Origin of the sequence: Bacillus sp. JCM 19034 (genome assembly GCF_001310635.1) — a bacterium.
Classification (GTDB): domain Bacteria; phylum Bacillota; class Bacilli; order Bacillales; family Bacillaceae_D; genus Halalkalibacter.
This window is the reverse complement of sequence record NZ_BAXR01000004.1, coordinates 130,389-150,142: the sequence shown is the minus strand read 5'-3', so window position 1 is coordinate 150,142 and position 19,754 is coordinate 130,389. Positions and strand designations below refer to the sequence as shown.

Here is a 19,754-nt window from a genome sequence, read left to right as displayed (position 1 = left end):
CCCTCCTTTGATACATTTCTTTTAGTATAGATAGAAGCTGTATTATGTAAGCCAACTGGGACTCTACGAATAGGTGTCGTTGAAACGGTCACGTGCGGAAATTTCATGAATCTCATTTCTTCATATCAAACATTACATGAACAAGTATCTCTTCGTATAGAAACGGGAAACACGTATGAATTGATGGAGAAGGTGAAAAAGTATCAACTGGATGCTGCTTTTGTAACAGGTGATCTAACAGCAACAAATTTCGCTATTGATTTTGTGCAAACGGATGAAATCGTCCTCTTATCAAAAACGGAATTGGATGAGGCTTCATTATCAAAGCAAAAGTGGGCATTGTCCCCAAAGGGATGTCCATTCAGAAGGAAAATAGAACAGTGGTTTCAAGATGATGAAATCAATTTGAGTTATTATATTGAAATAAGTTCGCTTGAAACGATTTTAAGTAGTGTAAAAGAAGGGATCACAGCAACTGTTTTACCAAAATCTGTATTGACAGGTTCTTATGAGCATCTACACGTTACATCTATCCCCAGACCATACCAATTTATCGAAACAGGGTTGATTAGAAGAAAAGAAAAATATGTAAGCCAGGCCTATAAAGCTTTTGCAGGGTTAGTTAAAGAGCAAGGATTATAATAAAATAAAATCATTTGGACAAACTACCTTCTAGAGATTTATTTAGGAGGTAGGATAATGGCTAACATTACCCATAGTAGTCCAATGACATCTTCGGAATTGGCAAATCTTTGGTCACAATATCAAAATGACAGTGCCTCAAGTTATATGCTCCGTTATTTTATTAAAAATGTACAAGATAAAGATATTATGAAAGTCTTGCAATTTGCCCTGGAATTATCAGAAAATCATATAGAAAAAATAAAAGAGTTTTTAACAAAAGAAAGCTACCCCATTCCGCAAGGCTTTACAGAAGAGGATGTGATGCTTGAGGCACCGGCTCTATTTTCCGATACATATCTTTTAGTTTATATACATATTATGTCTATTCATGGGATGACGAGATATTCTTTTGCGACAGGTTGTGCGATTAGAGAGGATCAAAGAAAGTACTTTGAGCAGGTGTTATCTGGGTCAGTTGAATTGTATCAATTAGCAACTAAAGTTCTTTTGCAAAAAGGGATCATCAGCAAACCACCTACGTTTAATAATCATCAGAAAGTGGAGTTTGCAAAAAAACAGGATTTTCTAAAAGGTTGGTTTGGTAAGCATAGACCTATCAGTGCGGTAGAAGTAAGTGGAACGTATTTAAATTTACAAAAGCTAATGTCAAAAATCGTATTAGAATTAGGGTTTGGTCAAGTAGCTCGATCTAAAGATGTACGAAAATATATGAATAGAGCTAAAACGATTTGTCAAAGTCATTTTAAAATCTTGTCTTCAACATTAGAGGAGGACCATCTACACATCCCTAGAACGTTTGAGACCGAGGTGACAGATTCAACGATTCCTCCATTTTCTGATAAACTTATGATGTTTCTAATAACGAGCCTTCTCTCTTCGGCTATGGGGTATTATGGAGAAGCAATGGCAATGTGTTTCAGGAAGGATTTAGCAGCTACCTATGCAAGGTTAATTGCAGAAATCGGCTTGCTTGCTGAAGATGGCATCAATTTACTGATCAAAAATGAATGGATGGAACAGCCACCTCTTGCGACAAATCATGCAGACTTATCAAAAAAGCGATGAAATAACGGGCAGTAGAACAGATTGGATTATCGGCCTCTCTTTTATATGTTTAAGCTGTTATGCTCGTGAACATGGCATGTGGGGCTAAGTCTGTCATTCGCTATGATTCAATAAAAAGAGGAAAGAGGAAAGAGGAGAAACAATGAGGATTAGAGAATTAAATAATAATGAAGAACCTCCAATAGATTTATTGTTATTAGCGGACCCTTCTCGAAGATTAGTAGAGGAATATTTGAAACGAGGAGTATGTTATGTAGCGGAAGACAATAAGGCTATTGTAGGTGTTTATGTATTACTTCCAACAAGACCAGAGACAGTCGAATTAGTCAATATTGCCGTTTCTGAGGACGAACAAGGAAAGGGAATTGGAAAGCAGTTGCTTATGGATGCCATTCAAAAGTCAAAACAGATGGGCTATAAAACAATTGAAGTTGGGACGGGGAATTCAAGTATCGATCAAATAGCTTTATATCAAAAATGTGGCTTTAGAATAATTGGTGTTGATCGTGACTTTTTTATTCGACATTATGAGGAGAAGATTTTTGAAAATGGGATCTGGTGTAGAGATATGTTACGGTTGTCGCAAGATATAAATTAAGTAGAGGATTTGAAATAAGTTTTTTGCTCTAAAAGGTAGCCGATTAATACCACATATACCATCGTTGTAAAAGATAGGTCGATCACTTATAATGAATTATCCTCCTATTAAACTTTCAAGAGATAGCTAGAAACGCAAAGAAAGGTGTAAGAACATGAAAGAGCACTTTCAAATTATGGATGCAACCATTGATGATTTAAAAGATATTGTAAGGATTTATAATACGACGATTGAGAGTCGGATGGTAACAGCTGATTTAGAGCCGATAACAGTCGAAAGCCGGATTGTTTGGTTTCATGAGCATAAACCGAAAACGCGCCCGTTGTGGGTCGTCAAAGATGATAAACATACTTGTGCCTGGGTTAGTTTTCAATCATTTTATGGACGTTCTGCGTACGACTTTACAGCAGAAATTAGCATATATATAGACCCAGATTATCGAGGCAAAGGGCTTGGGAAGTACCTTGTTCAGTATGCTCTCGATCATTGCCCGAAATTGAAGATTAAGACGGTCCTTGCTTATATATTTGGCCATAATGAGCCAAGCCTTCAATTGTTCAAACAATTTGGATTTGAAAGATGGGCACATTTCCCACGTGTAGCGGAAATGGAAGGTGTCGAACGCGATTTAATTATTTTAGGTAAGCGAGTCGTAGAATAGAATATAACATCCTAGGTTTGATCTGATAGATTTGGTCGTTTAATGAATCTGTATCTGTGATCAAGCCTTTTTATCGTTAAGGGATAGTAAAGTTTCTGTAAATTTTTGTGATTTGCCATTCTTTTAAAGAATATATTAGTAAAATGGTGCTACAAATACTAGGAAGGTGAAATGATGAAAAAATATACGAAACAAGAAACTAGTTGGATGTTTTATGACTGGGCTAGTAATGCCTTTTCAGTTATTATTACGACTGCTGTTTTCCCGATATTTTATAAAGCACAGGCGGATTTAGCTGGTATTGAAGGAGCCGATTCAACCGCATATCTTGGTTATACAATTGCCATTTTTACGTTTATTTTAGCACTTATTGGCCCGATTTTAGACGATTGCCGACTATGATGGGTATAAGAAACGATTTTTCGTTAGTTTTTTAACACTAGGGATATTTTCTACCTTCGCTCTCGTATTCGTACCAGAAGGGGAATGGCTATTATTACTAGTTTTCTATACGCTAGCGTCTCTTGGTTCAACCGGTGCCAATCTATTTTATGATGCATTTATCGTAGATGTTACGGATAATAAGCGGATGAACAAAGTATCATCTAGAGGGTTCGGGTACGGGTATATTGGTGGAGCGATCCCGTTCGTTATAAGTATTGTTGTCATTTTATTAGCTCAACAAGGAATAATTCCGATTTCTAGTACAACAGCGAGTAAAATTGCCTTTTTGATTGCATGTATTTGGTGGGCGATCTTTTCTATCCCATTACTGAAAAATGTGAAACAGATTCATGGGATCAAACACGATTTAAAGCCAATTCGTACAAGCTTTAAACGTCTAAAAGAAACGGTGTCTTCTATTAGTCAGTATAAATACTTAACGATCTTTTTAATTGCTTACTTCTTTTATATTGATGGTGTAGGTACGATTATATCAATGGCAACAGCATATGGAACAGATGTTGGGGTTGATGCGACGGTATTATTAGTTGTTCTATTTGTAACACAAATTGTCGCAGCTCCATTTGCATTGCTGTACGGGAGGTTAGCTGATCGTTTCTCCGCAAAGCTTATGTTAAATGTTGGTATCTTTGTCTACATTATCGTATGTATATATGGATATTTCCTTGAGACAGCATTGGACTTTTGGATTCTAGCGATGCTCGTTGCTACATCACAAGGGGGAATGCAAGCATTGAGTCGGTCGTATTTTGCGAAGATGGTACCTAAACACAAGTCGAACGAGTTCTTTGGATTTTACAACATTTTTGGTAAATTTGCATCTGTATCTGGTCCTTTACTAGTAGGTGTTACGGCACAAGTTACCGGCAATACCAATGCGGGTGTTTTAAGCTTAGTTGTCTTATTTATAGTCGGTGCGATCGTTTTATTCTTTGTTCCGTCTGATAAGAAATTGGAGCAGCTTCAAAATGATGATGCCATTTTAAAAAAAGCTTAACCACATCAGCAATTGGAGGAGTGTTTACTATTGAAGAGAAATAATATGTTCATAGTGATGGGGGGCATATGGACGATTATTTTTGCTGGTATGAGCTTTTATTGGGCAATGGGTGGTTTAATAGGTGTTAGATCGCTTGGAGGGTCGATTTATGAGATGTCTCTTGACCCTTCTCCCTCTTTTGTTACCATTGTATGGCTATCTGGTTTTATTAAATTGTTTGGTATCGTTTTGTTTTGGCTACTTCATATTCAATGGAAGCAGCCTATTATAACGAACATGCTCTACTATGTGACGAAAATTGCCGGAATCTTTCTGTTTATATATGGATTTCTTAATTTTGTTACGATTACATTGAGTGCATTTGCTATTTTAGAATTTGAGTTAGATTCATATGCGACGTTTTGGCGGCTAGTTTTTTGGGAACCTTTTTGGATGATCGGTGGGATATTTTATTTCTTCGCAGTTAAAAGAGGTTGAATCTTGCATTAGATTCAGCTTCTTTCCCATTGGTTAATTATGTTAGTATTGGGTTAACTGTTGAAATAAATGTATGGCGGAGATGAGAGCTATTATGAAAGAAAATAGAGAAAGCCCAGAAAGGCGAAGAGAAAGAATGCGCTTAGAAGAATTAAAGAGGAATGCTAGAGGCAATATGAATGATGCTTTTAACCGTGACAAAGCAGTAGCACCGTAGATTTAGCAAATAGTCTAGGTTGGAAAGGGATGGCGGTTCTGATCCTTCTCCTTATAGTAGGGATATTCATTGTATATCTGGTCTTTTAAATGATGAAAATAACGAACAGAGGTGTTAGAAAAGTTGATTAAAGGATTAAATCATCTTTTATTTTCCGTTTCAGATTTAGAACATGCAATAGAGTTTTATCAAAATGTATTTGATGCGAAATTACTCGTAAAAGGAAGAAACACTGCCTATTTCGATTTAAATGGGATTTGGCTGGCATTAAATGTTGAGAAAGATATACCGAGAAACGAAATAAATCAATCATACACTCATATCGCGTTTACAATAGAAGAAACCGAATTCGAAACGATGTACGAAAAACTACAAGCTTTACATGTAAACATATTGTCTAGTCGGCCAAGAGATAAAAGGGATAAGAAATCGATTTATTTTACAGATCCAGACGGGCATAAGTTTGAGTTTCACACAGGAACTTTGCAGGATCGACTAGATTATTATAGACAAGAAAAAAGACATATGCAGTTTTTTGATTAAGTATAGGTAATGTGGAAGCCGTTAAAGGAGAGGAAACTCCTTTAGCGGCTTCACTGTCATTATAACGCCTGATCTTGCTTTGTTGGTAGACCCTTTAAAAATAAGGTAAATGCGATGAACGCTGTGACAACCCACACGATTAGAAAGACACTTCCGAGGATCGGTAGTAAAGATAATTCGAAAACATCGCGACCTAGTCCCGTTTGAATACCTATTAGTAAAATCATGATAGTCCATGCAATACTGCCAACATGAAGTAGCCTTCTTTTAAATTGATCATGTACGGGAGCAGTTTCGATAAGCAAGGCAGGTAAAATTAATGTTTGCAATGCGTGGAAACCGATACCATGAAGGACAATGATATTACCTGCATCACCAGTAAAACGGCTTTGAAGTATAATCATCCACAGCCCGGCAGCATTGGCCATAATGGCGGAGACAAAGGCATAACGAATCCCTAACATAAGCAATGGTCGTTCATGAGGAGGTCTTAACCGAAAGAACTGAATTGTTAAGATTATTATTAGTACAACTAAAGACAGTGATACAATCCCAAATACGATACCGGCAATCCCATCAACCAATGATCCAGCTTGTGAAAAACGAGGGTTAATTCCTCTAAAGTTTTGAATGGTTTCAATGGCATAAGAATAGATCGTACCTGAAATTAGTAGCCATCGTATCATCTTCCGAGTTCGATTGTTGAACTTAGCTAACGGCATAATTGCCGCGATTGATAAGATGAAAATTCCAATAGCTGCATTAAAAGAAAAAGCATTTTCCATATTGCCCTCTGGTAAAACAATTGCACCCTGAAAATAGATGTAAATGGCGATTATAATTGAAAGTATAAACCCAATACACCCGGTAGTGATTAGTGCTCTCTCACCTTCAAATAGCTTCAATGAATGTTGTTGTCCATCATGATTCGATTTCATGAATAGTCCCTTCTTTCATTTTAATTTTTATTTATTCGATATTTATTTATTAGTCAATAAATAAATATCGTTTTAAAAAGGAGAAAAGTAACTCCTTTTCTAAGTCTAATAATGATCACATTCTTTAAATAATTGAGGCAAGTCTAACACTTCAGCAACAGTAATTAATAATCCAGTGCCGATAAAGTGAGCAGCATTCGCTTTTGCATTTGGAATACCTGCCGACTCGAATTTGATCGTTATTGATTCAAATATCGTTTGATATAGTTTTCTTACATGATCACGGATTTCTGGCTCTGCAATTGAATAGGATTGCATAACCATCAATATTTCTTCTCGATGGGTTTGAATTATTTCGACAAAAGCATGCCCCATCGTTTCAATTAAAACGTTTGCTGGAGCTTGAACCTCTGCGAATGTGTCATATATTCGACTAAAAGCACGATCGATCACAGCTTTGAATAATTCAACCTTATTTTTGAAAAAATGAAACACATAGGCTGTGTTACGCCTGCCTCTTTTGCAACCATAGCTGTTGTTGCTTTGTAATAGCCATTCTCAGCAAATACAGCTACAGCTTTTTCAATAATCACTTCTTTTTTATCTTCTCTAGGTGTCATATCCATCATCCTCATCTATTTATTGACTGATAAATAAATCATATAAATAGAACTGACCATTGTCAATAGGAAAAACAAAAGAAGTAACATATTGAAATTTCAAAATATAAAAATGTAAATTCGCTTGACAGATGGATAATATAGGGATATTATTAGGTCAGTCAGTACTGACATTAGTAGGGGATTGATTAAAGATGACTTCAAGTCGAAAAAAGGCAACTTCTGAAAAAATAATGGATGCAGCAATTGAACTGTTCTCAAAGAATGGTTATGATGGCGTGACGACAGAGGAAATCGCTGTTGAAGCAGGTTATAGTGAAAAGACATTGTTTCGTCATTTCAAAAGTAAGCAAAACTTGTTGGAGCAAGCTATTGACCGCTATCATTACGCCGATGAAATGCATGCTATTTTTAACAATAAGCTTAGCGGAAATATAAAAGATGATTTGTGGTTAATCAGTGAGAATTACCATAGAATTATGTACCGTAACCGCAAGATGCTGCGAGTAATTATGAAGGTTGGAAAAAACCTTCCTGGTTTACACCAATATGCACACCGTCATCCGAAAGTATTGCAGGAACATTTAACTGACTATTTTTCGGAAATGAAAAAGCAGCATAAGTTATATGCTTTCGATGCAGAAAAGATTGCGATTACTTTTTTGTATATGAATTTTGGTTTGGCACACGGAAGAATGAATGAGGATTCGGCTTTTTCTGATGAGGAGTTTAGAGATTTATTGAAAGAGAGTGTGGCTCTTTTTACAAGGGGAATTACCTCCTAGCTATGGAGGAGTGATTGTTTTTAGAGGGGAGAGTGTTACTAAGTAATACGCTCCACTTTTTTTATCAAATAAAATGTCAGTCAGTGCAGACTTTCATTAAGGAGAGATGGCAATGGAAACTACATTGAAAAAAAGTAATGAAACGTTGTTAATTGTCGTGATGCTAACGTTAACCCTGTCTTCTATGAGTATTTTGCTTTTTAATTTAGTACTTCCGTTAATTCGGGAAGAGTTTCAGCTTACGAGTTCTCAAGTGAGTTGGGTTACTTCTTCGTATACGCTATTATATGGAATTGGCACAGCGATTTATGGGAAATTGGCCGACCGTTATAAATTAAAGTATTTGTTGACATTTGGATTAGTTCTATTCTGTTTAGCTTCTTTACTTGGCTTCTTTTCGACTTCTTACTGGTTGTTGCTTGTTGCAAGATGCATGCAGGCGATCGGGGCAGCGGCTATTCCCGCAGCAGCGACGCTTATCCCGATTCGCTATTATCCAGTGGAACAACGGGGGAAAGCAATGGGAACTGTATTCGCCGGTCTCGCATTAGGAAGTGCACTCGGTCCAATTACTTCCGCACTGGTTGTTAGTGTATTGGATTGGAGATGGTTGTTTACTATTCCAATGCTGCTTGTGCTTACCTTACCTTTCTATTTGAAATTACTAGGCGATGAACAAACGACTCAATCAAAAATTGATTGGTTCGGTGGTGCTTTGCTAGCACTTACTGTCGCACAACTTTTGTTAACTGTCACGATTCATGTAGGCTGGTTGATTGGTGCGGTAGTATCGCTTGTTTGCTTTATTTTAAGAATTCGTGCAGCGAAGCATCCATTCGTTCAACCAATGCTTTTTCAAAATCGAGAGTACAGCTTTTATCTCATGCTTGCGTTTATTGTGACAGGAATCGGTTACTCTTTATTTTTCACAACTCCCCTATTCTTAGCAGAGGTGCATGCTCTTGATGCAAGTATTATTGGCTTAGTGATGGTGCCAGCTGCAGCCGTTACGGCACTTTTAAATCGGCACGGTGGGAAGTTGGCAGATAAAAAAGGGCCAACCGTTTTATTTTTTGTTGCCTCAAGTTTATTATTTTCATGCTATTTCTTGTTGTCTACATTTATAGATTCAAATGTATGGTTCATTGCCTGTTTTCTTATTTTAGGGTATGTAGGCCAATCATTTATGGGGATTGTGATGTCTAGGACGGTTTCGCTAACATTGCCAGACAAGCAGGCGGGTGTAGGCATGGGATTACTAATGATGCAAAATTTTATAGCAGGCTCGATTGCTATTGCGGTTTATAGTAGGATCATCGATGTTGAAGCAAGTCGGTTATGGAACCCATTCTCATCCTCATTAGCAGGGTTCATATACAGTAATCTCTTTCTTGGGTTGGCGATTTTGTGTGCGGTTGTTTTTGTTATCTATCGTTATCATTTGCAAAAACGTTCAACAAGAAATATACAAGAATTTGAGGAAGGAATCTGATAGCTGCGGAGGTAATGGTGAGAGGGGGTGATTGAGTGAAACTTAGTCATTTAAATTTAACCGTTAATGATGTGGATGCTTCACGTAAGTTTCTGGAAACTTATTTTGATATGAAATGGGTTGGCGGCAATGGAAAAGGGTTTGCTGTATTGTTTGATGATGACGAGTTCGTACTGACATTAATGAAAGGGAGCAACGTTCAATATCCGAAAACCTTTCATATTGGCTTTCCTCAAGAAAGCAGGGAAAGAGTGGATCACATTTACAACCGTCTAAAAACTGCTGGTTATGAGGCATCCGCTCCGATTGAATCACATGGATACACCTTTTATGTTCAAGCACCAGGTGGGTTTACTGTTGAAGTGATCAAAAGGAAGTAAGACGAGTTGGAAATAAACGAGGATGACATCTGCTCCACTCGTAATACGTATGTCTGAAAGAAACTCACTTTCAGACATACGTGTAATAACGTCATTAATCAGCAATCGAGAAGAAATTCTACCTACAAATCTTTTTTAAAATAGATTGAAAGGATGAATGGTCATGGGCAAAGTCGTTTTAAATATTTCGATGTCACTTGATGGATTTGTTGCAGGAGCTAATCTTTTTTAAAATAGATTGAAAGGATGAATGGTCATGGGCAAAGTCGTTTTAAATATTTCGATGTCACTTGATGGATTTGTTGCAGGAGCTAATGATTGTCCGGAACACCCTCTTGGAGACAACGGTGAAATCCTACATGCTTGGATGTTTTCTGGTGAGTTAACTAGTCAAATCAATCGTTTCTTCAAACTTTCAAAAATGAATCGCAACGTGTTCGATACAGCAGCTGAAAAAACAGGTGCAATGATCGTCGGCAGACGGACGTATGACATTGTTAATGGATGGGGAGGGAGCCATCCGTTAAAAAATATCCCTGTGTTTGTCCTTACTCACAATATTCCTAATTCATATCCACAAGGCACGACACCCTTTACTTTTGTAACTAATGGAATTGAACAAGCCGTATTACAAGCTAAAAAAGCAGCTGGTGATAAAGATGTTAGTATCGGGACCGCAAGTGTAGCTCAGCAATGTATACAAGCTGGGTTACTAGAAGCCCTCGATTTACATATCGTTCCTACGTTGCTCGGTATGGGTGTACGTTTGTTTGATCAGATTGGTAAAAATAAAGTTGAATTAAAATCAACAGAAGTGCTAGAAGGAACGGGTGTCATACATGTCAAATACGATGTGATGAACTAAACATAAAGCTCTTGAGTAAGCAAACGATATGAAAACATTCAACCTCTTACAGTATGAAAGACATACAAAAGAGGTTATTTGTTGTTTAACTAAAGGAATATTAGTTGTTGAAAAACGGTAAATAGGGCATTGACCAAACTGGTCATTGTTGTTATTCTATATTTGACCACGCTGGTCATGAGCTTAAGAAAGGAGGGCTTTCCAATGTCAGAACGTTTCGAAGCTCTTGAGCCGGATAAAAGAAAACGTATTTTAGATGCAGCGTTTCATGAATTTGCAGAAAATGGTTACGGGAATGCGTCGACGAATCGTATCGTGAAAGCGGCAGGGATTGCTAAAGGGACCCTTTTTAATTACTTTGCTGATAAGAGAACGCTTTATCATTATTTAATTCATTATGCGATTGACCTTTATTGTGAAACGTATTTACAGCATATTGATGCAGATGAAACGGATTTTTTCGAACGTATGAAAAAAGCAGGAGCATTGAAATTGAAAGTGTATAAAGAACATGAGAAAATGTTTAATTTTCTTGCTACATTAGGGCTGCATATTAATGAAATCGAGCTTCCTATGCATGTAAGAGAAAAGTTTGACGAGCTACAAGCATATTCGTATAGAGTATTACTTAATGGAAACATTGATTATTCAAAATTCCGTGATGATATAGAAGTGAAGAAGGCGTTTAAATTAATTCTTTGGTCGATTGAAGGCTATCGATCGGAACTGATGCAAAAGTTTAAAGGGGAAAACCTAAATGAGGTTGATACAGAGCCTTTTTACGTTGAATATTACGATTATATGGATATATTAAAGACTTGCTTCTATAAGAAAGGGGAGATCTAGTGATGAGTGTACTCGTAACAAAATCGTTAACGAAGCAATTTGGAAGCTTTAAGGCATTGAATAGCGTATCTTTTGATGTGCAAGAAGGAGAGGTTTTCGGTTTTATTGGACCAAATGGTGCGGGTAAGTCAACAACGATTCGTATTTTACTTGGAGCATTAAAAGCGACTAGTGGAGCAGCTACGATTTTTCAAAAGGATGTGTGGAAGGATGCCGTTGACATTCATAAGCGACTAGCTTATGTACCTGGAGATGTTTATCTCTGGCCTAACTTAACAGGTGGAGAAGTCATCGATTTATTTGGGAAGATGAGAGGTACTTATAATAAAAAGAGAAAAGAGATGCTAATTGAACGGTTTCAGTTTGATCCATCCAAAAAATGTGGAACGTACTCAAAAGGAAATCGTCAAAAGGTTGCTCTCATCTCTGCTTTTTCTTCCGAAGCTGATTTTTATATCCTTGATGAGCCCACTTCTGGTCTAGACCCACTTATGGAAAGAGTATTTCAAGAGTGCGTAGCGGAGGAGAAGGAAAAAGGGAGAAGTGTCCTTCTGTCTAGTCACATTCTATCTGAAGTGGAACGACTTTGTGATCGCGTTGGTATTATCCGAGAAGGTGAACTGATTGAATCAGGAACATTGGAAGAGCTGCGTCATCTAACGAGAACGAATTTGGTAGTTAAGACGAAGGAACCTGTTTTTGGATTAAGTGATATGAAGGGTGTACATGATGTTCAAGAAGAAGACGGGACATTTCGTTTTCAAGTAGACGGAGAAGAGCTTGATGCCGTTATGAAGCACATTAGCGGGTATGGACTGGTGAAATTAGAAAGTTCCCCGCCAACATTAGAAGATTTATTTATGCGTCATTATGAAGGTGGAGGTGCGGGGAAATGACGGTTTTTCATCATTTATGGATGATGGTTGGATTTATTATCCGCCAAGACCGAATTCGCCTCTCCATTTGGATATTTAGTTTTGTTATCGTTACTATTGCAACAGCCTCTGCATTTACGAATTTATATTCATCGGCAGAAGAAAGGCAAGCGATGGTTCAAACGGTCGATAACCCCGCGATGACAGCTATGCTTGGTCCTGGATATGGGTTAGATAATTATACGGAAGCGGCTATGATGGCCCATCAAATGCTGCTTTTAACGGCGGTTTTAGTTGCACTTATGAATATTTTGCTAACAAATCGTCATACCCGTTCTCCTGAGGAAGATGGTCGGATGGAAATGTTGCGTGCACTACCGTTTGGAAAACTGACGCAGTTAAGTGCAACGATAATCGTCATGACAGGAGCAAACGCTATAATTGCGTTAGCAACTGGATTCGGCCTTTATTCACTAGGTATTGAAAGTATGGATCTACATGGTTCTATCATGTACGGAGCTGTTCTTGGAGGAGTAGGTCTCTTATTTGCGACAGTAACGGCCGTGTTTGCTCAGCTTTCTGAAAGTGCAAGAGGAACACTGGGTCTGTCATTTGCTATCCTTGGCTTGGCGTATCTTGTTCGTGCTGTTGGAGATGTATCTAATGAAACGTTATCTTGGTTTTCACCACTCGGTTGGGCCGTTAGAACCGAAGCATACGTTTCGAATAAATGGGGTCCACTCTTTTTGCTGGTCGCTCTTGCCGTATTGTTATTTGCCTTGGCATTATATTTACAGTTTATACGTGATTTAGGTTCTGGATTTTTGCCAACTCGTGCCGGAAGAAAAGAAGCATCTGTTTTCTTAAAAGGTCCGTTTTCTTTAGCGTTACGTTTACAAAGAACAGCACTCATTTCTTGGTTTGTGGCAATGATTTTGCTCGGTATTTCTTATGGTTCCGTCCTTGGTGATTTAGAATCATTTTTTGCATCAAATGAATTGATGGCAGAAATGTTCGCTTCTGAAGCAGGATTTTCAATGACGGAACAATTTATCGCAATGATAATGATGGTGATGGCCATTACGGCCGCTATTCCTGCTTTACTTGTGATGTTTAAATTAAAAGCAGAGGAACGAAAGTATAGAAATGAGCATGTGTTAGCACGTGCCGTATCACGTAATCATCAATTTGCAAGTTATGCAATACTTGCCCTTGTCGTAAGTGTTATCATGATACTTGCAGCAGGAATGTCACTTGGAATAGCTGGGACAGCAGTTATGGATGATCCTCTCCCGTTTAGTCATTTGGTAGGTGCAGCTTTTGCTTACATTCCAGTATTATCCGTTATAGTTGGTCTGGGGGCATTGTTTGTAGGGCTCTTTCCTAAAGCAACCGCAGTAACGTGGTTATATTTAGGCTTCTCATTTGTCACAAATTACTTCGGTGCACTCTTCCAATTTCCGGACTGGCTCGTTTTGCTGACTCCATTCGGTCATGTATCACAATTTCCGATGGAAGAGTTGAATTATGCGGCAACGTTTGTTTTATTGTTAGTAGCAGCTGGGATGTTTGTTGTTGCATTTCTCGGATTTAATAAACGCGATATCCAAGGATAATGTTGCACCTGTCTAACTCATGATTAACTGTATAAATACAAAAGAGCTGTACCAATCGGTCATATCGACCTTTTGGTGCACTTTTTTTATTATAGATTATGAACTGTATGATTAAGAATCGCTAAAATTAAATTAAAGAAAACTAAATATTTAATGGATTAATAGGAAATACATTGAAATGCGTCGAATAAGTGGTAGGGTGAAAATAGTGACTTATTGTGTTGAAGGGTGTACATGCTCGTAAAAAATGCCCAAACTAACAGGGGCTTAATGGGTTAACGATAGAATCAAAATAGGTAGTAGGTGAGATTATGAGGAGAAACTTAGCTGTTTTCGTTGCTGTAGCTATTTGTATTATTATAGCCTATATGTTGTTTTTAGTACCTGATTACAAAGCATTTACATATGTAGGCAGGGCCATACTTTGGGGAGAGTCAGATTTTAATGACCACCAGAAGTTTAAATCTAGGGAAATTGCAAATGGGAGTACAATTTTTACGTTTGAGTATGAGCTGAAAGAGGATGATATCAATTACTTATTAGAGGATATACATTATTCGTATAAACAAAATACATATACAATTGACGATGCTATTCAATTTTTTACTGAGACGGATACAACATCATTTATTGTGATCAAAGATGATAAGGTCATTTATGAAAAATACTTCAACGGCTATCACCGTGATTCGATTAATACATCTTTTTCAATGGCGAAATCTTTCGTTTCATTTCTTATTGGTAAAGCAATAGAGGATGGATATATTAATCTTAATGATCCTATTACTGACTATATACCTGAATTAAATGATCGTGGTTTTGAAAATATACAGATTGAACACCTTTTAATGATGGCTTCTGGTATACGTTATCAGGAAGGATTATTATTAGGAGACGATACAAAAACGTATTATTCTCCTAATTTAAGACGCCTAGCTTTAGAAGAAACCGAGGTAATCAATAACCCAGGAGAAGAGTTTCTCTACAATAATTATAATCCTTTATTGCTCGGGATTATCTTAGAAAGAGCCACGCAACAAACTGTCTCAGACTATTTACATGAAAAGCTGTGGAAACAAATAGGTATGGAATTTCCTGCATCATGGAGTATTGATAGTAACAAACATGGGTTTGAAAAAATGGAAAGTGGTATAAATGCCAGTCCTATTGATTATGCAAAATTCGGAAGATTATACTTACATAACGGCAACTGGGATGGCGAGCAGATTATTTCAAGTGAGTGGGTTCATGAGTCGACAAGTGAGGCAGAGATACATGAAAATTACTACTCGGCTTACTCCGATTGGGATTTTGTTAACCGTGATCAAGGCTATTATAAGTTTATGTGGTGGGGATATAGCCGCGGGGATGGAGAGTATGATTTCTTTGCTCATGGGAAATATGGTCAAGTTATTTACGTAAGTCCGAGCAATAACGTAATTATAGTTCGTAACGGGATTACTGCTGGAGAAGTAGATTGGTGGCCTGAGATCTTGTTTGAACTAGCAAGTAAATTAGATGAATAACCATCGGGATGACTTGTGACCTGCTCTAATAGGTTTTACTATTTTGTGTCTAATATGTTTACGCCATTTTCTAATTGGATGATATCTGGTACGATCTCTTTATGCCGATTATTTTATTGTTAGCAAATCTATTTATATAGATATCCCGTGAAAACTGTTGAAAAAGAGATTGGAAAGGTGTGAATTTCATTTGACAAAATTTAGTTGGTTTCGTTTAGTTGGTTTCGTAGAAGGGTTGTCACTCATTACGTTATTATTTATTGCAATGCCGTTAAAATATGGGGCAGATATACCAATAGCAGTTACGATAGTTGGCTCAGCTCATGGAGTTCTATTTCTTCTCTATATCGCATTTGTGCTCTTTATGACAGCGACAGTTCGCTGGTCTTGGAAATGGTTTATTGGAGCTAGTGCAGTTGCGTTTATCCCATTTGGAAACTTTGTCTTGGATCGAAAATTGAAAAATGCTGACTTTACTCAGAAAAAGGTTGGCGAAGAAATGCTCGGGAGTTAGTATTAATCAAAAAAGCTTGAGGTTTTCTAGCACTCAAGCTTTTTTTATTTTTCTCTAGGAGCTATAGGTGTAGAAGGAAACACTTGTATAATGGAGAAATTCCATGTATATTTATCATTGACTGACTAATCAATCAAAAGAGAGGTGCTAGTAATGCCTAGGGATGCTCAGAAAAACAAAGAGATTAGAGACACACGTATCGAACAAATATTACATTCTGCGGCGAAGGTATTTGCTCGAAAGGGTATGACAGCTACTAAAATTAGCGAAATAGCAAAGGAAGCAAAATTAAGTCATGGGCTTGTATATCATTATTTTAGATCGAAAGAAGAAATATTTAGTAGATTAGTTAAAACGGCTTCTGAACGTTCTCTTGATATTGTACATAAAGCAACACAGTATAACGGTACATCTTTAGAAAAAATAAAGTGGATGACAGAAAAGATTTTAGAGAGTATTGAATCAGGGGACGGAACCTATCTATTTCTCATTATGATTCAGGCTAGTACATCAGATGCAGTACCTGATGAAGTAAGGGAGATTTTAAAAGGGGATCATTCCAATACACCAATATCGGTGATCGTGCCAATTATCATAGCTGGTCAAAATGAAGGTGAAATTGTCGGTGACGATCCAGTTAAATTAGCTGTCTCTTATTACGCGTTTATACAAGGGTTAGCGATAAATAAAATTCAATGGAAAGAATGTCCTATGCCTGATGCAGATATGATCACAAAAATATTAAGAAATCGTGAGGGACAATAGAATGATTCTCCTTATTAGTAAAAAGAAAAGACTGCTTTTACTTTTAACACCTTTATTCATCATAATGATTGGGTATTTAACAGCGACGATATTTTCTAGTTATATAAATGAATGGGCATGGGTTCCATTGGCCCTAGTGTATTGGTTTTCACTTGCATTATGTATTGTCTTTTTCAAAAGCAATAAAAAGGTAACAGATTGGTTAAAGAAATCAAAACCTTCTAAACTATCTATTAGTTTGGCGATTATAGTCGGGTTGTTTCCGATGTCTATTTTAGCGATGAACTACCATCTATTAGATTCAACCTCATTATCGTACTTTGGCTTGGCTTTGCTCTTGTTAATCCTTGGTTTGAAGAGTTATATTGGCGTGGACTTTTATTAGATGCTACGGATGAATGGTTTCCGAAGTGGGTAGGAGTAGCCTATTCTACATTACTATTTATTCTTAGCCATCCATTAATGTGGGGTGTATTTTCAATTGCCAACAGCCATTATCATGTGTTTATTAGTTTATTATTATTTGGAATTGTATGGTCAATTGTCTACTTTAAAACGGGAAGCTTACGATGGGCTGTTTTTTCACATTTTTTGGTGAATATAGGGATTATGACGGTTCCGGTATTTTTAAATATTTATATTCCACCGATGTAAAGGGGAAAACCATTAATAACAATTAGGGTCAGTTATTATAAATTTCATGATACTGCTTTTCACGTTCTATTAACGGAAAATCACCAATTTTGTTTAAGTTGGTTTATAAACGTTTTTAGCTAAGCTCGTGTTAATAAAACCAGTGTATCTATTACATCCTCCAATTTTAGTCGTTTAGCATTGAAACCATTAACTAATAAAGCAAAGAATCATCAGTCATAGTATAATTTAGTCATAGGAAGTTCTAAGAGGAGTTTGTATTCATGAAAAAATTGTATCTAATATGGCTCATGATTTATTTTCTTGTATGGGCGTTAGCTTTTCGTGAGGCCAATTCATTATTAACTATTGAACGATTACTAAGTGTTAGCCTATTTTTTATTATGCTATTTATATTACCTCTATTTGAGGGGAAAAGGCTACAAACGGGTATATTTTGTATGATGGTACTGGCAGCTACCGCCTTCTTTTATCCGTATGAACACGATTTGAATCCATATGTGTTACTTATTCAAGTGTTAATTATAGCAGAGGCTGTATATTATTTGCCCCGTTTAAAAAGTTATATTGTCATTGTCATTCAAGTAGTGAGTATGCTATGGCTTGCTACTGAGTTTTCTATTACGTTACCGGATTTAGTGTGGGCAAGTACGTTCTATCTACTAACACTAATCGCTCTTTTTTATTTCCAATCGATAATGAAACAAAAAAATGAAGTAAAAATGAAATATGATGCCTTATTAGATGAATATAGAAAAATGAAACGGCAGCTTGTGATAGAGGAAGAGCAAACTAGACAGGATGAGCGAATGATGATTGGTCATGAGATTCATGATTCAGTTGGACATAATTTAACTGCATTACTTGTTCAATTTGAAGCCTTTCGATTAACAGCAGCGAAACAAGATCAGGAGAAAATTGAAAAGCTGAAAACACTTGCCGAACAAAGCTTAGAAGAAACACGTAGGCAGTAAAGTCATTCAAGCAAAGAGAGGTAGGGGGCCTGCAAGGGGTTATTCGATTAATACGTAAGCTTGAAATGGAAAGCTTTATGAAAATTCATTTCTCTGTTAAGCATGGGGCATTTGCTGCTCCGCTCACAGGGGAACAATCCTTTGCGATTTACCGTGCTGTCCAAGAAGCCTTGACTAATATTATGAAGCATAGTGCTACAAGAGAGGCCAAGATCATGTTCGAATCACCTGGTGGCAGTATTTTTCGTTTTGAAGTTACTAATACAACATCCTCCAATCCCTTTTTTCAAGAGGGCTATGGTTTAAAGGCAATGAGGGAACGATTGGAAAAGGTTGGTGGATTGTTGGAGATCGATCATGATGAACGACAATTTGTCGTAAGAGGGAGCATACGATTAATTACGGAGGGGAGAGCATGATTAGAATATTGCTTGCAGAAGATCAAGTAATGGTACGTCAAGGTTTAAGAGCGATGATTGAAACAGATCCAGAAATTGTTGTGGTGGGTGAGGCTGATAATGGTCGGGAGGCCGTACAATTATGTGAAAAGCAGGCAATTGATGTAGCGATTTTAGATATTCGTATGCCAGAAATGGATGGAATTGAAGCGGCGAAAATAATTCGTTCTCGTTTTCCTCAAATTAAAATTCTCATGCTGACAACATTTGATGATAACCATTTGGTCATGGAAGCTTTAAAGCTAGGTGTTAATGGATATATGCTAAAAAATGGCGACACACAATCATTAATTCGTTCTATTAAAAGTGCGATAAGCGGTGGGCTTTCTCTTGAAGATAAGGTTGCGGCAAAGGTCGTACCTGCTTTACTGCAAACAGAGGAAGAGGAATCAATCGACCCGACAATAACGCCAAGGGAAAGGGCGATTTTAACTTGTATTGGTGAGGGGTTAAACAATAAGGAAGTAGCAGAGCGTTTAGGCTTGTCAGTAGGAACAGTGAAAAATCAGACGAGTCATATTCTCGATAAATTAGAGCTAAGAGATCGGACCCAATTAGCCATTTATGCCATTCGTCATCACTTAATATAAGAAAAACAAGGGATCGTTATATTTTACAAATACTAATTATGAGGGGAACAAACTTATTCGAGTACCCTCCTAATGTTATGTGTTTTGAAAAGAAAAGTGACAAAAGTAATAAGAATGAAATTATATCGTTACCAGAGTCAGTAGTGACTTTGGTTTTTTTGTTTTATCATGCAATTATGAGAGTT

General features: G+C 37.1%; 24 protein-coding genes and 2 pseudogenes. 23 read left to right on the top strand and 3 right to left on the bottom strand.

Translation table 11 applies throughout. The features are described 5' to 3' along the window. Positions 1 to 30: 30 nt before the first annotated feature. The 8 genes and pseudogenes from JCM19034_RS09015 (at position 31) to fosM (ending at position 5,671) form a co-directional block, all read left to right on the top strand. A complete protein-coding gene (locus tag JCM19034_RS09015; protein WP_082393902.1) occupies positions 31 to 642 on the top strand; it encodes a LysR family transcriptional regulator substrate-binding protein in 612 nt (203 codons plus the stop codon). 57 nt (positions 643 to 699) lie between these two features. Then, complete coding sequence (locus JCM19034_RS09010; protein WP_062049051.1) at positions 700 to 1,710, top strand: DUF3231 family protein; 1,011 nt, start codon at positions 700 to 702, stop codon at positions 1,708 to 1,710. A 142-nt stretch (positions 1,711 to 1,852) separates the two neighbouring features. Beyond that, positions 1,853 to 2,308 carry a GNAT family N-acetyltransferase gene (locus JCM19034_RS09005; protein WP_062049049.1) on the top strand — a complete coding sequence of 152 codons (456 nt, stop codon included), beginning with the start codon at positions 1,853 to 1,855 and terminating at the stop codon, positions 2,306 to 2,308. Positions 2,309 to 2,462: 154 nt separating this feature from the next. After that, a complete protein-coding gene (locus JCM19034_RS09000) occupies positions 2,463 to 2,969 on the top strand; it encodes a GNAT family N-acetyltransferase (protein WP_062049047.1) in 507 nt (168 codons plus the stop codon). Between the two features lie 171 nt (positions 2,970 to 3,140). After that, a pseudogene (locus JCM19034_RS08995) lies at positions 3,141 to 4,431 on the top strand (MFS transporter). A gap of 30 nt (positions 4,432 to 4,461) precedes the next feature. Next, the gene (locus JCM19034_RS08990; protein WP_062049045.1) at positions 4,462 to 4,911 is read left to right on the top strand and encodes a DUF3995 domain-containing protein; all 450 of its coding nucleotides are present in this window, start codon (positions 4,462 to 4,464) and stop codon (positions 4,909 to 4,911) included. A gap of 73 nt (positions 4,912 to 4,984) precedes the next feature. Continuing rightward, positions 4,985 to 5,217 (top strand): annotated as a pseudogene (locus JCM19034_RS08985) (DUF6366 family protein). 34 nt (positions 5,218 to 5,251) lie between these two features. Continuing rightward, positions 5,252 to 5,671, top strand: coding sequence for a FosM family fosfomycin resistance protein (fosM, locus tag JCM19034_RS08980; RefSeq protein ID WP_062049043.1), 420 nt, complete (start codon positions 5,252 to 5,254; stop codon positions 5,669 to 5,671). A 59-nt stretch (positions 5,672 to 5,730) separates the two neighbouring features. Here the strand turns inward: fosM and JCM19034_RS08975 are convergent, their stop codons facing one another. The 3 genes from JCM19034_RS08975 to JCM19034_RS24795 form a co-directional block, all read right to left on the bottom strand. After that, positions 5,731 to 6,609 carry a hypothetical protein gene (locus JCM19034_RS08975; RefSeq protein ID WP_062049041.1) on the bottom strand — a complete coding sequence of 293 codons (879 nt, stop codon included), beginning with the start codon at positions 6,607 to 6,609 and terminating at the stop codon, positions 5,731 to 5,733. A gap of 105 nt (positions 6,610 to 6,714) precedes the next feature. Further along, positions 6,715 to 7,062 (bottom strand): hypothetical protein, encoded by a 348-nt coding sequence (locus JCM19034_RS08970; protein WP_370621865.1) that lies wholly within the window; start codon positions 7,060 to 7,062, stop codon positions 6,715 to 6,717. Further along, positions 7,059 to 7,229 carry a TetR/AcrR family transcriptional regulator gene (locus JCM19034_RS24795; protein WP_370621864.1) on the bottom strand — a complete coding sequence of 57 codons (171 nt, stop codon included), beginning with the start codon at positions 7,227 to 7,229 and terminating at the stop codon, positions 7,059 to 7,061. The genes JCM19034_RS08970 and JCM19034_RS24795 overlap by 4 nt, the downstream gene beginning before the upstream one ends. Positions 7,230 to 7,423: 194 nt before the next feature. On the opposite strand from JCM19034_RS24795, the gene JCM19034_RS08965 reads away from it, so the two are divergent. From JCM19034_RS08965 to JCM19034_RS08905, 15 genes are all read left to right on the top strand, one after another. Next, positions 7,424 to 8,014 (top strand): TetR/AcrR family transcriptional regulator, encoded by a 591-nt coding sequence (locus tag JCM19034_RS08965; RefSeq protein ID WP_062049038.1) that lies wholly within the window; start codon positions 7,424 to 7,426, stop codon positions 8,012 to 8,014. A 112-nt stretch (positions 8,015 to 8,126) separates the two neighbouring features. Continuing rightward, positions 8,127 to 9,506: an MFS transporter gene (locus JCM19034_RS08960; RefSeq protein WP_062049036.1), complete on the top strand. Its 1,380-nt coding sequence runs from the start codon at positions 8,127 to 8,129 to the stop codon at positions 9,504 to 9,506. Positions 9,507 to 9,541: 35 nt separating this feature from the next. Beyond that, the gene (locus tag JCM19034_RS08955; RefSeq protein ID WP_062049035.1) at positions 9,542 to 9,886 is read left to right on the top strand and encodes a VOC family protein; all 345 of its coding nucleotides are present in this window, start codon (positions 9,542 to 9,544) and stop codon (positions 9,884 to 9,886) included. A gap of 256 nt (positions 9,887 to 10,142) precedes the next feature. Next, entirely contained in the window at positions 10,143 to 10,751 is a 609-nt protein-coding gene (locus JCM19034_RS08950; protein WP_062049032.1) for a dihydrofolate reductase family protein, read from the top strand. 204 nt (positions 10,752 to 10,955) lie between these two features. After that, positions 10,956 to 11,597, top strand: coding sequence for a TetR/AcrR family transcriptional regulator (locus JCM19034_RS08945; protein WP_231686881.1), 642 nt, complete (start codon positions 10,956 to 10,958; stop codon positions 11,595 to 11,597). Positions 11,598 to 11,599: 2 nt separating this feature from the next. After that, positions 11,600 to 12,493: an ABC transporter ATP-binding protein gene (locus JCM19034_RS08940; protein ID WP_062049028.1), complete on the top strand. Its 894-nt coding sequence runs from the start codon at positions 11,600 to 11,602 to the stop codon at positions 12,491 to 12,493. After that, positions 12,490 to 14,088 (top strand): ABC transporter permease, encoded by a 1,599-nt coding sequence (locus JCM19034_RS08935; protein ID WP_062049026.1) that lies wholly within the window; start codon positions 12,490 to 12,492, stop codon positions 14,086 to 14,088. The genes JCM19034_RS08940 and JCM19034_RS08935 overlap by 4 nt, the downstream gene beginning before the upstream one ends. A gap of 311 nt (positions 14,089 to 14,399) precedes the next feature. After that, entirely contained in the window at positions 14,400 to 15,614 is a 1,215-nt protein-coding gene (locus JCM19034_RS08930) for a serine hydrolase (RefSeq protein WP_062049024.1), read from the top strand. A 190-nt stretch (positions 15,615 to 15,804) separates the two neighbouring features. Next, positions 15,805 to 16,128, top strand: a complete 324-nt coding sequence (locus tag JCM19034_RS08925; protein WP_062049022.1) for a DUF3817 domain-containing protein — start codon at positions 15,805 to 15,807, stop codon at positions 16,126 to 16,128. A 153-nt stretch (positions 16,129 to 16,281) separates the two neighbouring features. Further along, positions 16,282 to 16,893, top strand: a complete 612-nt coding sequence (locus JCM19034_RS08920) for a TetR/AcrR family transcriptional regulator (RefSeq protein WP_062049020.1) — start codon at positions 16,282 to 16,284, stop codon at positions 16,891 to 16,893. Between the two features lies 1 nt (position 16,894). Then, the gene (locus tag JCM19034_RS08915; protein WP_062049018.1) at positions 16,895 to 17,278 is read left to right on the top strand and encodes a hypothetical protein; all 384 of its coding nucleotides are present in this window, start codon (positions 16,895 to 16,897) and stop codon (positions 17,276 to 17,278) included. Next, on the top strand, positions 17,188 to 17,547 hold the full coding sequence (locus JCM19034_RS24790; RefSeq protein ID WP_082393900.1) for a CPBP family intramembrane glutamic endopeptidase: 360 nt from the start codon (positions 17,188 to 17,190) through the stop codon (positions 17,545 to 17,547). The genes JCM19034_RS08915 and JCM19034_RS24790 overlap by 91 nt, the downstream gene beginning before the upstream one ends. Before the next feature lie 263 nt (positions 17,548 to 17,810). After that, positions 17,811 to 18,521 carry a histidine kinase gene (locus JCM19034_RS23045; protein WP_231686880.1) on the top strand — a complete coding sequence of 237 codons (711 nt, stop codon included), beginning with the start codon at positions 17,811 to 17,813 and terminating at the stop codon, positions 18,519 to 18,521. Positions 18,522 to 18,598: 77 nt separating this feature from the next. Then, positions 18,599 to 18,940 carry a sensor histidine kinase gene (locus JCM19034_RS23040; protein ID WP_231686879.1) on the top strand — a complete coding sequence of 114 codons (342 nt, stop codon included), beginning with the start codon at positions 18,599 to 18,601 and terminating at the stop codon, positions 18,938 to 18,940. Next, complete coding sequence (locus JCM19034_RS08905) at positions 18,937 to 19,569, top strand: response regulator transcription factor (RefSeq protein ID WP_062049015.1); 633 nt, start codon at positions 18,937 to 18,939, stop codon at positions 19,567 to 19,569. Before JCM19034_RS23040 ends, JCM19034_RS08905 begins: the two co-directional genes overlap by 4 nt. Positions 19,570 to 19,754: the final 185 nt, after the last annotated feature.